Raw genomic sequence first — 15,041 nt, 5'->3', positions numbered from 1 at the left:
CGCGAGTAGAAAACCATTCACGGAACGGTGAGACCTTGACCGCCATCGCGCTGGGCATGCCCGCACTCCCGACCAAGCCGCTTGCCATCCGCCGCAAGTCCCGCCAGATCATGGTGGGCTCCGTCCCCGTCGGCGGGGACGCCCCGGTCTCCGTGCAGTCGATGACCACGACCCTCACCGCTGACGTGAACGCCACGCTGCAGCAGATCGCGCAGCTGACCGCCGCCGGGTGCCAGATCGTGCGGGTCGCGGTGCCGTCCCAGGACGACGCCGACGCGCTGCCGATGATCGCGAAGAAGTCGCAGATCCCGGTGATCGCCGACATCCACTTCCAGCCCAAGTACGTGTTCGCCGCGATCGACGCCGGCTGCGCCGCGGTGCGGGTGAACCCGGGCAACATCAAGGCCTTCGACGACAAGGTCGGCGAGATCGCCAAGGCGGCCAAGGCCGCCGGCGTCCCGATCCGGATCGGCGTGAACGCCGGCTCGCTGGACAAGCGGCTGTACGAGAAGTACGGCAAGGCCACCGCCGAGGCGCTGGTGGAGTCCGCGCTGTGGGAGTGCTCGCTGTTCGAGGAGCACGACTTCCGGGACATCAAGATCTCGGTCAAGCACAACGACCCGGTCGTGATGATCAACGCCTACCGGCAGCTGGCCGAGGCCTGCGACTACCCGCTGCACCTCGGCGTCACCGAGGCCGGGCCGGCGTTCCAGGGCACCATCAAGTCCGCGGTCGCCTTCGGCGCGCTGCTGGCCGAGGGCATCGGCGACACCATCCGGGTCTCGCTGTCCGCCCCTCCGGTCGAGGAGGTGAAGGTCGGGCAGCAGATCCTGGAGTCGCTGGGCTTGCGCCAGCGCGGCCTGGAGATCGTCTCCTGCCCCTCCTGCGGCCGGGCCCAGGTCGACGTCTACAAGCTCGCCGACCAGGTCAGCGCGGCCCTCGACGGGCTGAAGGTGCCGCTGCGGGTCGCGGTCATGGGCTGTGTGGTGAACGGCCCGGGCGAGGCGCGCGAGGCGGACCTCGGTGTGGCCTCGGGCAACGGCAAGGGCCAGATCTTCGTGCGCGGCGAGGTCATCAAGACCGTGCCGGAGGCGCAGATCGTGGAGACGCTGATCGAGGAGGCCTTCAAGATCGCCTCGGAGATGGGCCTGGAGATCGACGCCGAGACCGGTGAAATCGTGGAGTCTGTGAACGCCGCGCTTTAAGGCCCGGCTTCCAGTACCGTCCTATATGGGGCCCTGGGGAGCGTCTCCAGAGAGTTCTCCGAGCCCCTGTAGAGCGTTTTCCGGTCACGGCTGCGCACCGAATAGCCGCATGGTCGGTGCGCGGCCATTTCCGCGACGTACAGTGAACTGGTGATCGTGCGATGAGCGTGTTGTCGAGGGTCCGCGGGACCAGCACCAGGCTGTTGGGCGTGGCCGATCTGGCCGACGTCCGCGCCCTGCTGGCGCGCGATCCGGTCGCGAACGTCTTCGTGGCCTCCCGGGTCGAGGCCTCCGGGCTGGACGCCTGGCGCCTGGGCGGCGAGGTCTGGGGCCACGTGGTGAACGGCAAGCTCGACGCGCTGTGCTACTCCGGGGCGAACCTGGTCCCCGTCGAGGCCGGCTCGGAGGCCGTGCGCGCCTTCGCCGAGCGCGCCCGGCGCCAGGGCCGCCGCTGCTCCTCGATCGTCGGCCCGGCCGAGGCCGCGATGGCGCTGTGGGAACAGGTCCGGCCGACCTGGGGCCCGGCCCGCGAGGTGCGCTCCAGCCAGCCGCTCATGGAGATCCGCGGCTCCTCCCCGGCGGTCGAGCCGGACTTCCGGGTGAAGCCGGTGACGCCGAACCAGATAGACGCGCTGCTGCCGGCCTGCATAGCGATGTTCACCGAAGAGGTCGGGGTCTCGCCGGTGGGCGACGACAACGGCAACTCCTACCGCGCGCGCGTCTCCGAACTCGTTCACGCCGGCCGGGCCTTCGCCTGGATCGAGGACGGGCACGTGGTGTTCAAGGCGGAGATCGGCGCGGTGACCGAGCAGGCGTGCCAGATCCAGGGGGTGTGGACGCATCCGGCGCTGCGCGGCAAGGGCATCGCGGCGGCCGGGATGGCGGCGGTCGTGGAGTACGCGCTGCGCGATTTCGCGTCGATCGTGAGCTTGTACGTGAACGACTACAACGCTCCGGCCCGCGCCGTGTACCGCAAAGTCGGCTTCGAGGAGGTCGGCGCTTTCGCGTCGATTCTGTTCTGACATTGTTCTGACTTGTTCCACTCGCTACCGGTTTGGGAATGCTCTGATGGGCGATTCCCGACACCGAAGGGGGTGGTCATGCCCAAGGCGATCCGCCAAGAGTTCCCCAGTCCGGAGAACGGCTTCGCTCCGGCCCGACGCGACGAGGACCGGGAGGGGGAGCGTGACCGGGACCGGGAGCGCGATCCCGCCGACGCCCCGCAGGGACAGCCGGGCTGGGTGAGGCGGCTGCGGCAGCGGCGGATGAGCGCGCTGGTGGCCTGGTCGTCGTCGGTGCTGCTGGCGACCGTGGCGATCACGCTCACGATGGCGTGGGTGCATCCGGACAAGGGACAGTGGAAGGAATTCTTCCGCGGGGTCACCGGTGACGTGGCCGGCGCCCTGCTTGTGGCGTTCTTCTTGTCGCCGGTGTTCCTGGCGATCCGTGCTTTCGCGAACGAGAAGTTCGGCAGCATCGCGGAATACGCACCGATGACCGGCTACGAGCGCTTCCCCTATCTGAAGTTCATAGAGCGGCTGGAACGCTGCGACGACCTGGTGCGGATCATGGACACGTCCAGCAACGTCCTGGACGACACCACCGCGGAGGGCGACGAGGCGGACGAGCGGCTCCGCTGCGTCGCCGCTCTGCGGCACGTTCTGGCCGCGGACAACGAGGTGCGGGTGGAGATCCTGCTGCTGGATCCGACCTCTGACGCGGCACGGCAGCGCAGCACGGACCTGAGGGGCGAGGGCATCGTCTCCGCTGGGGTCTCGCGGAATCTGGCTCTGCTGAACCGGATCCGGAACGACCTGCCGGAAGGGGCGCGGGGCAAGCTGTTGGTGAAGCTCTATAACGCGACCCCCGCCTGTGCCTACTACAGGGTGGATGACAGGGCGGCCATAGCGTTCTATTCGCTAAGGACGGCGTCCGAACAGAGCGCACATGTGGACGTGGCCTTGAAGGAGAAGCTGGGCAAGATCGTGAACGACCACTTCCGGGACATCCGGGAGGACGCGGACACGGTCGAGATGGTCGACTACCTTTACGGGACGCTCACTGTGGGCCGACGCACAGAGCACGTTGCCTGGGTCGAATACGGCGGCGTGGTGTTCCTCGGCTTGGCCTCGCCCCGGGAGAACCCGGTCGCGTGGACGGTCGCGCCGAGGGTCGGCGGCGGGGAGCCTTTGCAGTTGGCCGCGTATAAGCACGAACCCGCGGAGTTCCGCGCCATGCGGTTGCTCCCGTGGGCGGAGTGCGGACCGATCGGACACAGCATCGAGGAGAAGTACGGGGTCGGGTTCCAGGTGTTGTTCGAGGTGGCACCGGTCGGTGAGATGCCACCCGGCTTCCTCCCGAAACAGGCCACGCAGATGAGCGACCGACCGGCCGCCGAGCTCTGAGCTCCGACTGTGGACTCCGAGGCTCAGACCCCCGCGTGCTGCTTCTCGTGCGCCAGCAGCGTGGCCTTGCACTCCAGGCCGTACAGGAAGTTCTTGCTGGAGCCGTCGCTACGCACGATGCGGTGGCAGGGCACGAATAGCGCGATCGCGTTGGACGCGCACGCCGACCCGGCCGCCCGGACCGCTGCGGGGTTCCCCGCCGTGGCTGCGAGCCGCGTGTAGCTGATGGTGTCGCCGGCCTTGACCGCGCGCATCGCGTCCCAGGCCGCGGTCCGGAACGGCCCGGTGGGCCGGTAGGCGACGGCCACGTCGTCGAGCGCGGCCAGGTTGCCGGCGAAGTAGGCCGCCACGCGCTCGGCCACGCGGTCGTGCGGGCCCTGCTCCGGCGTCGGTGCGCCCAGCATGCCGGCCAGGAACGCCGGGTCGGCGGTGAAACCGGCGGCGTGGACGGTGTCGTCGGGGCCGGCCAGGACGGTGAACGGGCCCGCCGGCGTCGGGATGGTGGTGTAGGTCAGGGTGCTCACTGTTCTGTTCCCTCGGTTCCTTCAGCTCGTTCGGTGACGGGGTCGCTCGCGCCGGCCCACAGGTGCAGGGCGGCGTAGGCCCGCCAGGGGCGCCAGTGTTCGGCGTGGGCCAGCAGGGCCTTCTCGGTGCCGGGCAGGCCGAGGCGTTCGGCCTGGCGGCGGACGATCAGGTCGCCGACCGGGAAGGCGTCGGGGTCGCCGAACACGCGCAACGCGACGTAGTCGGCGGTCCAGGGGCCGATGCCCGGGACGGCCAGCAGCTTGGCGCGCGCCTCGGCACGGTCCACGCCGCGGTCCAGGGTGAGGTCGCCGCTCGCCACCGCGGTGGCCAGGGCGCGCAGCGTCGAGGCAGTGCGCCGGGTGAGGCCGAGGCCTTCGTAGTCGCCGGCGGCCAGGGTCTCGGGGCGCGGGAAGGGGGTGAGGTCCGCCTTCTTGTCGGCCTTGTCGACAAAGTGACTTGCCGGGGCGGCCGACTCCGGGACCAGTGCGGCCTCGGCGGCCAGCTCGACCGCGCTGAACCGCTGGACCAGGCGCGCGGTCATGGTGCGAGCGGCGGCCACGCTGATCTGCTGGCCGAGCACCGCGCGCACGGCGATTTCGAAGCCGTCGACCGCGCCCGGGACGCGCAGCCCGGGCCGCGCGGCGACCAGCGGCGCCAGCGCCGGGTCCCCGGCCAGCACCGCGTCCACCTGTGCCGGGTCGGCGTCCAGGTCCAGCAGGTCCCGGCAGCGGCGGACCGCGACCGCGACGTCCCGCAGGTCGTCCACCACCAGCCGCGCGTGCACCACGCCCTGGTCGTCGCGCAGCTCCACCTGGCCGGTGCCGTACGGCAGGCGCAGCGCGCGGCGGTAGACCGCCCCGGCGCCCGAGCCCACCACCTCGTCGACGCCCGGCACCGCGCGGTTCCCGAACCAGCCGAGCAGCGCGCCGAAGTCGAACGGGGTCCGGTAGGTCAGCCGCAGGGTCAGCGCCCCGTCCCCGTCCACCGCGCTCCCGGCCAGATCGGCCGCCGCCGCGCCGCTGCCGAAGCGCACGCGGATCTCGCTCGGGGTGGCGCCGAACGCCTCCCGGACCGAGTCGTTGAACTGGCGGATCGAGCCGTAGCCGGCGGCGAACGCGACGTCCGAGACCGGCAGTGCCGTCGACTCCAGCAGCAGGCGGGCGGTCTGCGCGCGGCGGGAGCGGGCCAGGGTCAGCGGCCCGACGCCGAGTTCGGCGACCAGCACCCGGTGCAGGTGCCGTTCGCTGACCGCCAGCGTGCGGGCCAGCGCCGCCACCCCGTCCTGCTGGTCGGCGGCGCCGTCGGCGATCAGCCGCAGCGCCCGGCCGGCCAGGTCGGCGCGCACGTTCCAGTCCGGCGAGCCCGGCACCTTGTCCGGCCGGCAGCGGCGGCAGGTCCGGAACCCGGCGGCCTCGGCGGCCGCGGCCACCCGGAAGAACCGCACGTTCTCCGGCTTGGGCGTGCGGGCAGGGCAGATCGGCCGGCAGTAGATGCCGGTGGTGGTGACGCCGGTGAAGAAGCGGCCGTCGAACCGCGTGTCGCGGCTGGCTACGGCCCGATAGTAAGTGTCGAAGTCGTCCAGGAGAGCATGTTCCGGCATGCTTCGAGTCTCGCGCAGGGAAGGACGTACTACTAGCGGGATTCGGACCAGGCCGTCAGCGACGTGCGGAATCCGCGTGGAACGCCTGGTCGCGCCAGTACAGGAAAGTGGCCGCCGGGTCTCCTGTGTAGGACCACGGCACGCGCATCGCGTGCGAGCCGATGGCGTCGTACAGGGCCCGGGTCTCGTCGGTGTCGACCAGGCCCGAGTACACCATCGCGTGCAGCAGGTAGTTCCGGTCCAGGTCGGCCTGCGCGTGCGGCTCTATCGCCGAGCCCAGCCAGCTGTGCAGGACGCGGTCCACATCTGCGGTGACCAGATCACGCGACCAGTGCGCATGCGGCGCCTGGCGCTGTCGGGGGACTCCCAGGTTCGCGGTCCTGAAGACTTCTGCGTGCGCCACCAGGGGGAGTGCTGCCAGGGGAGATCCGGGCGGGGCTTCGCCGGCGAGCCAATAAGCGAAGTCGTACATCTCCTGGTGCGAGCCGCACCATGCGCCGAACAGATACATCAGCGCCTCATGCTGGCCGTCGCGGTTGAAGGAGTCCAGCGTCCGCATCTGCTGCCAGCGCTGCCAGAACTCGTCGTGCCCGCCGCGGCGTCCGCGGTCCGCGGCGCGCGCCAGTGTGAGCATGACCACCCACGGCGTCGGGTCCGTCGGGGCCATCTCGGCGGCGTGCGTGCACAGGTCCAGGGCCTCGGCCGCGGTCTCGGGCAGGCCGGGGCCGCCGGCCAGCGACGCCCGCAGCGCGCGGACCGTCTCCACCTGGGCCCGTAGTAGCGCGGCGTCCGGGTTCACCGGCTCCAGCACCTGCCAGCGCTCCACCCAGGAGGAGTTCGCCACCGCTTCGGCCAGCACGCGGACCCGGTGGCTGCGCCGGTCCCACTGCGGTCCGTCGACCGCACTGCGCGTCTCGGCCAGGACGTCCCGCGCCGGTCCCCAGTCCCCGGATGCCAGTGCGTCCCGCGCCTCGGCCAGCGCCACATCGCCGAGCGCCGGGTCCATATTCACCCGGAGGACGTCGTTCCGGGTCTTCGCAGCCATATCGGCACGGTAACCCGCCCGCCGCGAATACGGGAGGGTCTTTACGCGCTGTTGAAGGCGTGTGCGAAGGGCCAAACGGCAAGCGATCACGCTCGAGCCGGATATCCTCGCAGGACAGAAGTGTCCGCCGGCGCGGCTTTCGTTTGGCGCGACACCTTACCCGATCGAACACAAGGAGCACTCCGTGATCTGGCGTATGTCGTCGCTGTTCCTGCGAACCCTGCGCGAGGACCCGGCGGACGCCGAGGTCCCGAGCCACAAGCTCTTGGTCCGTGGTGGATACGTCCGCCGGGTCGCCCCCGGCATCTACTCCTGGCTGCCCCTGGGCAAGCAGGTGCTGGAGAACGTCACCCGCGTCGTGCGCGAGGAGATGGACCGGATGGGCGGGCAGGAGGTCCAGTTCCCGGCCCTGCTGCCCCGCGAGTACTACGAGACGACCGGCCGCTGGACCGAGTACGGCGACAACCTGTTCCGTCTCCAGGACCGCCGCGGCAACGACTACCTCCTCGGCCCCACGCACGAGGAGATGTTCACCGACATGGTGAAGAGCGAGGTGTCGTCCTACAAGGACCTGCCGGTCACGCTCTACCAGATCCAGACCAAGTACCGCGACGAGGCGCGTCCGCGCGCCGGCATCCTGCGCGGCCGGGAGTTCCTGATGAAGGACTCCTACTCCTTCGACCTGGACGACGAGGGCCTGAAGCACTCCTACGCGCAGCACCGGGACACCTACATCCGGATCTTCGAGCGCCTCGGCATCAAGTACAAGATCGTCTCGGCGGTGTCCGGCGCGATGGGCGGATCGGCCTCCGAGGAGTTCCTCGCGACCGCGCCCACCGGCGAGGACACGTATGTGGCGTGCCACAACTGCGGCTATGCGGCCAACGTCGAGGCCGTTGAGACCGCCGTCGCCGCGCCGCAGGACGCCTCCGCGCAGCCCGCGCTCCAGGTCCTGGACACCCCTGACACCCCGACCATCGAGTCGCTGGTCACCGTGGTGAACGGCCTGGGCATCGCCGTCGAGGCCAAGGACACGCTGAAGAACGTCGTGGTCAAGGTCCGCTACCCCGGCGTGAAGGACCCGAAGGTCCTGATCGTCGGCCTGCCCGGCGACCGCGAGGTGGACCTCAAGCGCCTGGAGGCCGCCGTGGCCCCCGGCGAGGTCGAGATGTTCGAGGCCGAGGACTTCGGCAAGCACCCCAAGCTGGTGCGCGGCTACATCGGCCCGGTCGGGCTGAAGGAGGCCGGGTACGAGTACCTGGTCGACCCGCGCGTGTCCGTCGGCAGCGCCTGGGTGACCGGTGCCAACGAGGCCGGCAAGCACGTCGCCTACGCGGTGGCCGGCCGTGACTTCGACATCGAGGGCACCGTCGAGGCTGCCGAGGTGCGCGCCGGCGACCTGTGCCCGCGCTGCGGCCACGAGCTGTCCATCGACCGGGGCATCGAGATCGGCCACATCTTCCAGCTCGGCCGCAAGTACGCCGACGCGGCCAAGCTCGACGTGCTCGGCAAGGACGGCAAGCCGGTCCGCGTCACCATGGGCAGCTACGGCGTCGGCGTCTCCCGGGCCGTCGCGGTCCTGGCCGAGCAGCTGCACGACGAGCTCGGGCTGGTCTGGCCCCGCGAGGTGGCCCCGGCCGACGTGCACATCGTGGCCGCCGGCAAGGACCAGGCGATCTACGAGACCGCGAACCGCTACGCCGAGGAGCTCGGCGCGCGCGGCGTCCGGGTCCTGTACGACGACCGCATGGGCAGCGTCTCGCCCGGCGTGAAGTTCAAGGACGCCGAGCTGATCGGCATCCCGACCATCGTCGTGGTCGGCAGGAACCTCGCCGACGGGGTCGTGGAGGTCCGCGACCGCCAGAGCGGCGAGAAGACCGAGGTCGCGGTGCCGGACCTGGTCGAGCACGTGCACGCGCTGGTGCGCGGCTGAGCCGCGGCCGCGTGTGAGGCACGCTGCCGCCGGGAGTCCTCCGGCGGCGGCGTGTGTCGTCCGCTGAGCGCACGATTGGATCACGGTCGACACGGCGCCGCTCGGTAGGAGTGACGCGCAATAATCACCTCCATGGATGCACCGACCCCCGGCACCGTCATAGCCGAGCGCTACCGCCTGACCCGCCCCCTGGGGTCGGGCAGCAGCGCGGTCGTCTGGGAGGCGCAGGACTCGAGCCTGGACCGGCTGGTCGCCGTCAAGCTGCTGCACGGCGGCGCGGCCGCGAACCCGGCGGGCCGTGAGCAGCTGCGGCGGGAGGCGCTGGCCCTGGCGCGGCTGTCGCATCCGCGGGTGACCACGGTCTTCGACTACATCGAGTGGCAGGACGGGGCCGGCGACTTCCAGCCGGTGCTGGTCACCGAGCTGCTGGCCGGGCTGAACCTGGAGGACCGGCTGGAGCAGGGCCCGCTGATCGAGAACGACGCCCGGCTGGCCTGCGCGCAGCTGGCGAGCGCGCTGGAGGCGGTGCACCAGGTCGGCATCATCCACCGCGACCTGAAGCCCGGCAACGTCATGCTGATGTCCGACGGGGTCAAGCTCCTGGACTTCGGCATCGCGCAGGCCTCCTCCGACACCGACGCGCGCACCGGCCTGGTGGTCGGCACGCCGGTGTGCATGGCGCCGGAGCAGCTGACCGGACGCGGGGCGCTGCCCGCCTCCGACGTGTACGCGCTCGGCTGCATCCTCTACTGGTGCGTCACCGGCCGCGCGCCGTTCGAGGGCGCGACGGTCGACGACGTGGTCAAGGCGCACCTGCACAAGCTCCCGCCGCCGCTGCCGACGGCCGGCCTGCCCCCGCAGATAGCCGGGATCTACCGGCAGTGCATGGCCAAGGACCCCATGGAGCGGCCGGCCGCGGCGACCGTGGCAGCTGTCCTGGAACTGCGCGGCGCCCCGGCCGAGATCCCCGGCATGGCGCGGCCGCCGGCGAACCGGACGATGGTGATGCAGCCGTACGAGGCCGCCCCGCCGCCGTCCTACCTGGCCGCCCAGGAGCAGCCCGCGTACATGGGGCCCCGCGTCCCCGCGCAGAGCGTCCCCCACGACGACGATGACGGCGGCTCCTACCCGGCCCAGCCGACGTTCCCCAGGCCGCCGCCCCCGCGCCGCTGGAACTGGATCTGGATGGTCCTCGGCGCTCTGGTCATCGCGTTCATCGCGGCGGCCGGCACCGCGGTCTTCATGAAGGGCTCGCAGGCGGAGAAGCGGAGCACGTCCGCCCCTCCGCCGGGGATCACCGCGAGCACCCCGAGCGGGTCCGCGACCGCGCCGTCCGGCTCGGGCACGTCGCCGTCGGGCGCGCCGACCACCTCCTCCAGCAACCCGGCCTCCACGAACGCGCCGACCATGGACCCGAAGGCGGACCCGGTCGGCTACCTGCAGGCGATGGCGGCCCAGATCGACGGCTACATCGCGCAGGGCGCGGTGACGATGGACCCCACCACGGGGCGCGATCTGCAGAGCTCGCTGGCCGACGCGGAGAAGGCGGCGCAGCAGGCGAAGGCGCACGGCATGAAGGGCCGCACCGTGCACGATCTGCAGAACAAGCTCGACAGTCTGGGCTCGAAGATCAACGACGACCAGGTGCAGGGGCTGCTCTCCGAAGCGGTGGACTCCACCCTGTCCGGTGAGCTGCAGGACTTCTCCGACGCGCTGAGCGGCGGACAGGACTGATTCCCTGAGGAGTTGCCGGCCCGGGACATCCCCCGGGCCTGTGTTCCCGGTCGAGTTCTCCCGGGTCAGGCCCGTTCGGGCAGTCCCGGGAACGCTACAGAGCTCCCACGCCAGCGCACTGCGCGGACGGCGGAGTCCGTCAGCCACTCCAGTCCGGTTCGCCGGGTGTCCCCGCTGGAGGACTGGACGACGTCCGCATAAGAGGCGCCGAGCCGCTCCTCCAACTGCGTGGCCAACCGTGTGGCATCCGCCGCGGTGTTCACCGGGAAGGGGATCGCATAAGCGGGCGCCGCAGCGACGGGCTTGTCGCCCTGTGCCTCGATCAGTCCGATGAGGATGTCCCGGCGCGCCCTATGGGTGTCGTAGGCGTTCTGCGCGGCGGCCCTTTGGGCGCCGACGAGGTGGACTGCCAGGACTCCGTATCCGTACACCGCGGCGTACTCGTTCCCCAGAGCGGTCTGAAGCGCGCTCATGCGGAGCCTCCCTGGAGCAGGGCCGCGTGGCCGGACTCGGCGGCGGCGATGGATGCCAGCAGCATGGCGGTCGTGCCGTCGGCGGCCAGGATGTCCGCCGTCCGTTTGCTCGCGGCGTTCTGCTCCGCTCCGGCCAGCGCCGCCACGGTGCTCTTCGCGTCCGTCGTGGCGGGCGGCGCCCCCGAACCCGATGAGGGCGTCGGAGTCGGAGTGGAGGGCGGCGTATAGCCCTGCTTTATCGCGGCGGCGTGGGCGGCGTGCTCCGCGCGGATCGCCGTGAGCTTCGCGGTGAGGGTACTGTCGGCGGCCACGGAAGGCAGCGCCAAGGCGGCGTCGTACCTCGAGACCAGGTCGGCCTCGGCGGCCAGGGCGCGGTCCCGCACCGGGTCCGTGTGTCCGGCCGGCACCGGTTCACCCGAAGAGCTCTCGGAACTGCGGGTTTCGGCAGGCGAGGCACACGCGCCTAACAGTGCCACACCCGTAACAGTGAGCATCGTGCGTCTCGTCAGCTCCACGGGCACCCAGGTCACCGGCAAATTGTAGCGATTCCCGGGGCCGTGGCGACGTGAGCGCGCCCCGGCGCGGAACGGATACTGTGTTGGCTACGAAGCGACGGCACGACGGCCGACAACTGCACGACAACTGCACAAGGAGAACGATGAGCACCCCCCGATCCGGATCCCCGGCGGACCGGTTGCAAGCGCTGCTGGAACCGGTCGTCACCGCCGCCGGCTACGACCTCGAGGCGGTCCGCGTCTCGCAGGTGGCCCGGCGGCGCCGCGTCGAGGTCGTGGTCGACGGCGACGACGGTGTGTCGCTGGACGCGGTCTCCGACATCACCCGGGTGGTCTCCGACGTGCTCGACAGCCCCGAGGGCGTAGCGGTCATGGGCGAGGAGCCCTACGTGCTGGAGGTCGGATCCCCGGGTACCGACCGGCCGCTGACCGAGCCCAAGCACTGGCGCCGGGCCAAGGGCCGGCTGGTGCGCGCGGTCCTGCGCGACGGCGGCGACCTCACCGGCCGGATCCTCGACGGCGACGAGGACGGCGTGCTGCTGGAGGTCGAGGTGCCCGGCAAGAAGAAGGGCCAGCCGTCGGCCACGCAGGAGCGGCGGCTGGCGTTCGCCGAGGTCGCCAAGGCGCGTGTGGAGATCGAGTTCAACCGCAAGGACGACGAGGACGACGCCGCCATCGAGGACGACGCCGCCGCCATCGAGGACGTCGACGAGGACGAGGAGGGCTGACGACCATGGACATCCCCACGAGTGCATTGCGCGACCTGGAGAAGGACCGCGGGATCCCCTTCGACAAGCTGGTCGAGGACATCGAGGCCGCGCTGCTGATCGCCTACAAGCGCACCGACGGGGCCAAGGCCCGGGCCCGGGTCCAGGTCGACCGGGCCAGCGGCCACGTCACCGTGTGGGCCGTGGAGGAGATCGAGGACGGCACCACCCGGGAGTACGACGACACCCCGAGCGAGTTCGGCCGCATCGCCTCCACCACCGCCAAGCAGGTGATCCTGCAGCGGCTGCGGGACCACGAGGACGAACAGACCTTCGGCGAGTTCTCCGGCCGCAAGGGCGACCTGATCACCGGTGTGGTGCAGCAGGGCCGCGACCCGCGCGCGGTGCTGGTGAACATCGGCAAGATCGAGGGCACGCTCCCGGCCGCCGAGCAGGTCCCCGGCGAGGAGTACCGGCACGGCGAGCGCCTCAAGTGCTACGTGGTGGACGTCCGCCGCGGCCAGCGCGGTCCCCAGGTGACGCTCTCGCGCACCCACCCGGACCTGGTGAAGAAGCTGTTCGCGCTGGAGGTCCCGGAGATCGCCGAGGGCGCGGTGGAGATCACCGCGATCGCCCGCGAGGCCGGCCACCGCACCAAGATCGCGGTCCGCTCGCACCGGGCCGGGGTGAACGCCAAGGGCGCCTGCATCGGCCCGATGGGCGCGCGGGTGCGCAACGTGATGGCCGAGCTGCACGGCGAGAAGATCGACATCGTCGACTGGTCCGACGACCCGGCCGAGATGGTCGGCAACGCGCTGTCCCCGGCCCGGGTGTCCAAGGTCCAGGTCGTGGACCTGGACCAGCGCAGCGCCCGGGTGATCGTCCCGGACTTCCAGCTGTCGCTTGCCATCGGCAAGGAGGGCCAGAACGCGCGGCTGGCGGCGCGGCTGACCGGGTGGCGCATCGACATCCGCTCGGACGCGGAGCCGGCGACGGAGCAGTAGCGAGCTGCCTATAAGGGCCCTCCTGAAGGAGGGCCCTTATAGGCATGCAACGATCTGCCGGCATCTTGCTGTCTTGGGTGTCATGACCGACCAACCGAACAGCGAGGCGGAGGCCGAGTTCCGCGAGTTCGCGATCGGACGCTGGCCGGCGCTTGTCCGGTTCGCCTACGGCCTCACTTGTGCTACCTGCTGACGGCGCCGCCGGGCATGGGCGGTGCCACGGGCTACGGTCCCGATTGTCACTCGGTGACCCCGCCGGCCGCGACCGCCCTGTCGTTGCGGTCCTACCCGTTCGGTGAGCAGGTGCTGCTGCTGGCCGAGGTGAATACCGCGGTGGACCACGTGGACGTCATGAAGTCGGACGGGAACACCGTCCATCTCGACCCGGTCCGGATCGGCGGACACTCGTTCGTCGTCACGTTCCTCGCCCCTGGTGTCCAGTCCAGCGGCGCCAAGGCGTATGACGCCTCCGGCCACCAGCTCGCGAAGACGCCATAAGTGAGGGCCTTCCGTTACGGAAGGCCCTCACTGCTTTCACGGACAGGTGCCTCAGACCGCCTTGGCGACCGCCTCGGCGACGGCCACGTCCTGGTCGACCATGCCGCCGGAGACGCCGACCGCGCCGATCACGGTGCCGTCGGCGGCGGCCAGCGGCAGGCCGCCGCCGAAGGACACCAGCCCGCCGTTGGTGGCCTCGACGCCGTAGATCGGGCCGCCGGGCTGGGACATCTCGCCGAGCACCGCGCTCGGCATCGGGAACAGCGCGGAGGTCCGCGCCTTGCGCTGGGCGATGTCGACGGAGCCCAGCCAGGCTCCGTCCATACGCTGGAAGGCCACGAGGTTCCCGGCGGTGTCGACGATCGCGATGCACATGGCGACGCCGATCCCGGCGGCGGCCTCCTGGCCGGCGGCGACGATACGGGCAGTGGTTTCGAGGTTCAGAATGCTCATGGCGTCCAGCGTCGTCCGGGCCGGCCTGGGCAACCAGAGCTCACCTGTTCCTGGGGACGGCGGCCCCAGGAACGCGCGCGGCCCGGATGCGATGCTGGAGGGGTGAGCGAGCTCGGTGATTTCCTCAAGTCGAAGCGTGCGGCCGTGGCGCCGGAGTCCGTGGGGCTGCCCGCGGTCGGGAACCCGCGGCGCGTCAGAGGGCTCCGCCGGGAGGAGGTGGCGCATCTGGCGGCCATGAGCGTGGACCACTACACGCGCCTGGAGCAGGGCCGCGTCACCACGGCCTCGGACAGCGTGCTGAACGGGATCGCCACCGCGCTGCGCCTGACCGACGCCGAGCGCACCTACCTGGGGATTCTGGCGCAGCCGCCGGCGCGCTCCCGGAGCACCGCCGCCGAGCCGGCCGGCGGCACGGTCGTCGGCCCGCTGGTGTGGCACCTGCTGGACGCCATGCGGGACGTCCCGGTCCTGGTCATCGATCCGCGCGGGGACATCGTGGCCTGGAACGCGCTCGCGGTGGCGCTGTACTTCGACTTCGCCGAGATGCCGCCGCGCGAGCGGAACATGATCCGCATGCTGTTCCTGGAGCCGCGGGTCCGGGGCATGCACCGCAACTGGGAGGAGGTCGCCTCGGTCAGCGTGGCGCGGATGCGGATGAGCGTCGGCCTGATGCCGGGCGACCGGCGGATGGCCGAGGTGGTCAGCGAGCTGCTGGACCGCGACCCGGACTTCCGCCGCTGGTGGGGCGGCCACGAGGTGCGGGCCACCGACACCTTCCGCAAGAGCTTCGAGCACCCGGTGGCCGGCCCGATGCTGCTGGACTGGCAGGCGCTGTCGGTCGCGGCGGATCCGGACCTGACGATGATCGTCTTCACCGCGCCGCCGGGGTCGCCGACCGCGGACTCGCTGCGGATGCTGGCTTCGTGGGCTGCCGGCTGAGCGGC

At 71.1% G+C, this 15,041-nt stretch carries 15 protein-coding genes; 9 read left to right on the top strand and 6 right to left on the bottom strand.

Going from position 1 to position 15,041, the window contains the following annotated elements; genetic code table 11:
- Nucleotides 1-35 precede the first annotated feature (35 nt).
- The 3 genes from ispG to ABH926_RS00835 all read left to right on the top strand — a co-directional run bounded on the left by ispG (nucleotide 36) and on the right by ABH926_RS00835 (nucleotide 3,610).
- Complete coding sequence (ispG, locus tag ABH926_RS00845) at nucleotides 36-1,205, top strand: flavodoxin-dependent (E)-4-hydroxy-3-methylbut-2-enyl-diphosphate synthase (RefSeq protein WP_370363270.1); 1,170 nt, start codon at nucleotides 36-38, stop codon at nucleotides 1,203-1,205.
- 161 nt (nucleotides 1,206-1,366) lie between these two features.
- A complete protein-coding gene (locus ABH926_RS00840) occupies nucleotides 1,367-2,227 on the top strand; it encodes a GNAT family N-acetyltransferase (RefSeq protein ID WP_370363269.1) in 861 nt (286 codons plus the stop codon).
- Between the two features lie 78 nt (nucleotides 2,228-2,305).
- A complete protein-coding gene (locus ABH926_RS00835; RefSeq protein WP_370363268.1) occupies nucleotides 2,306-3,610 on the top strand; it encodes a DUF5919 domain-containing protein in 1,305 nt (434 codons plus the stop codon).
- A gap of 23 nt (nucleotides 3,611-3,633) precedes the next feature.
- On the opposite strand, the gene ABH926_RS00830 is transcribed toward ABH926_RS00835, so the two are convergent.
- Genes ABH926_RS00830 through ABH926_RS00820 form a run of 3 tightly spaced genes read right to left on the bottom strand, consistent with a single transcriptional unit; the run spans nucleotide 3,634 to nucleotide 6,780 of the window.
- Nucleotides 3,634-4,134 (bottom strand): methylated-DNA--[protein]-cysteine S-methyltransferase, encoded by a 501-nt coding sequence (locus tag ABH926_RS00830; protein ID WP_370363267.1) that lies wholly within the window; start codon nucleotides 4,132-4,134, stop codon nucleotides 3,634-3,636.
- The gene (locus tag ABH926_RS00825; protein ID WP_370363266.1) at nucleotides 4,131-5,735 is read right to left on the bottom strand and encodes a DNA-3-methyladenine glycosylase 2 family protein; all 1,605 of its coding nucleotides are present in this window, start codon (nucleotides 5,733-5,735) and stop codon (nucleotides 4,131-4,133) included. The genes ABH926_RS00830 and ABH926_RS00825 overlap by 4 nt, the downstream gene beginning before the upstream one ends.
- Before the next feature lie 55 nt (nucleotides 5,736-5,790).
- Nucleotides 5,791-6,780, bottom strand: coding sequence for a hypothetical protein (locus ABH926_RS00820; protein ID WP_370363265.1), 990 nt, complete (start codon nucleotides 6,778-6,780; stop codon nucleotides 5,791-5,793).
- Nucleotides 6,781-6,964: 184 nt separating this feature from the next.
- On the opposite strand from ABH926_RS00820, the gene ABH926_RS00815 reads away from it, so the two are divergent.
- Nucleotides 6,965-8,713, top strand: coding sequence for a proline--tRNA ligase (locus ABH926_RS00815; RefSeq protein WP_370363264.1), 1,749 nt, complete (start codon nucleotides 6,965-6,967; stop codon nucleotides 8,711-8,713).
- 132 nt (nucleotides 8,714-8,845) lie between these two features.
- The gene (locus ABH926_RS00810; protein ID WP_370363263.1) at nucleotides 8,846-10,447 is read left to right on the top strand and encodes a protein kinase; all 1,602 of its coding nucleotides are present in this window, start codon (nucleotides 8,846-8,848) and stop codon (nucleotides 10,445-10,447) included.
- A gap of 65 nt (nucleotides 10,448-10,512) precedes the next feature.
- Here the strand turns inward: ABH926_RS00810 and ABH926_RS00805 are convergent, their stop codons facing one another.
- Nucleotides 10,513-10,920, bottom strand: a complete 408-nt coding sequence (locus ABH926_RS00805) for a ferritin-like domain-containing protein (protein ID WP_370363262.1) — start codon at nucleotides 10,918-10,920, stop codon at nucleotides 10,513-10,515.
- The gene (locus ABH926_RS00800) at nucleotides 10,917-11,327 is read right to left on the bottom strand and encodes a hypothetical protein (RefSeq protein WP_370363261.1); all 411 of its coding nucleotides are present in this window, start codon (nucleotides 11,325-11,327) and stop codon (nucleotides 10,917-10,919) included. Before ABH926_RS00800 ends, ABH926_RS00805 begins: the two co-directional genes overlap by 4 nt.
- A 251-nt stretch (nucleotides 11,328-11,578) precedes the next feature.
- Here ABH926_RS00800 and rimP point away from each other — a divergent pair, with 251 nt between their 5' ends.
- From rimP to ABH926_RS00785, 3 genes are all read left to right on the top strand, one after another.
- Entirely contained in the window at nucleotides 11,579-12,163 is a 585-nt protein-coding gene (rimP, locus tag ABH926_RS00795) for a ribosome maturation factor RimP (RefSeq protein ID WP_370363260.1), read from the top strand.
- Nucleotides 12,164-12,168: 5 nt separating this feature from the next.
- Nucleotides 12,169-13,146, top strand: a complete 978-nt coding sequence (gene nusA / locus ABH926_RS00790) for a transcription termination factor NusA (protein WP_370363259.1) — start codon at nucleotides 12,169-12,171, stop codon at nucleotides 13,144-13,146.
- A 246-nt stretch (nucleotides 13,147-13,392) separates the two neighbouring features.
- Nucleotides 13,393-13,644 carry a hypothetical protein gene (locus tag ABH926_RS00785; RefSeq protein ID WP_370363258.1) on the top strand — a complete coding sequence of 84 codons (252 nt, stop codon included), beginning with the start codon at nucleotides 13,393-13,395 and terminating at the stop codon, nucleotides 13,642-13,644.
- A 51-nt stretch (nucleotides 13,645-13,695) separates the two neighbouring features.
- On the opposite strand, the gene ABH926_RS00780 is transcribed toward ABH926_RS00785, so the two are convergent.
- Nucleotides 13,696-14,097 (bottom strand): heme-binding protein, encoded by a 402-nt coding sequence (locus ABH926_RS00780; RefSeq protein ID WP_370363257.1) that lies wholly within the window; start codon nucleotides 14,095-14,097, stop codon nucleotides 13,696-13,698.
- Nucleotides 14,098-14,199: 102 nt separating this feature from the next.
- On the opposite strand from ABH926_RS00780, the gene ABH926_RS00775 reads away from it, so the two are divergent.
- Entirely contained in the window at nucleotides 14,200-15,036 is an 837-nt protein-coding gene (locus tag ABH926_RS00775) for a helix-turn-helix transcriptional regulator (RefSeq protein ID WP_370363256.1), read from the top strand.
- The last annotated feature ends 5 nt before the right edge of the window (nucleotides 15,037-15,041 follow it).

The sequence above is a fragment of the Catenulispora sp. GP43 genome, from assembly GCF_041260665.1.
In the GTDB taxonomy this organism is placed as follows: domain Bacteria; phylum Actinomycetota; class Actinomycetes; order Streptomycetales; family Catenulisporaceae; genus Catenulispora.
This window is presented reverse-complemented; position numbering and strand designations above follow the sequence as displayed.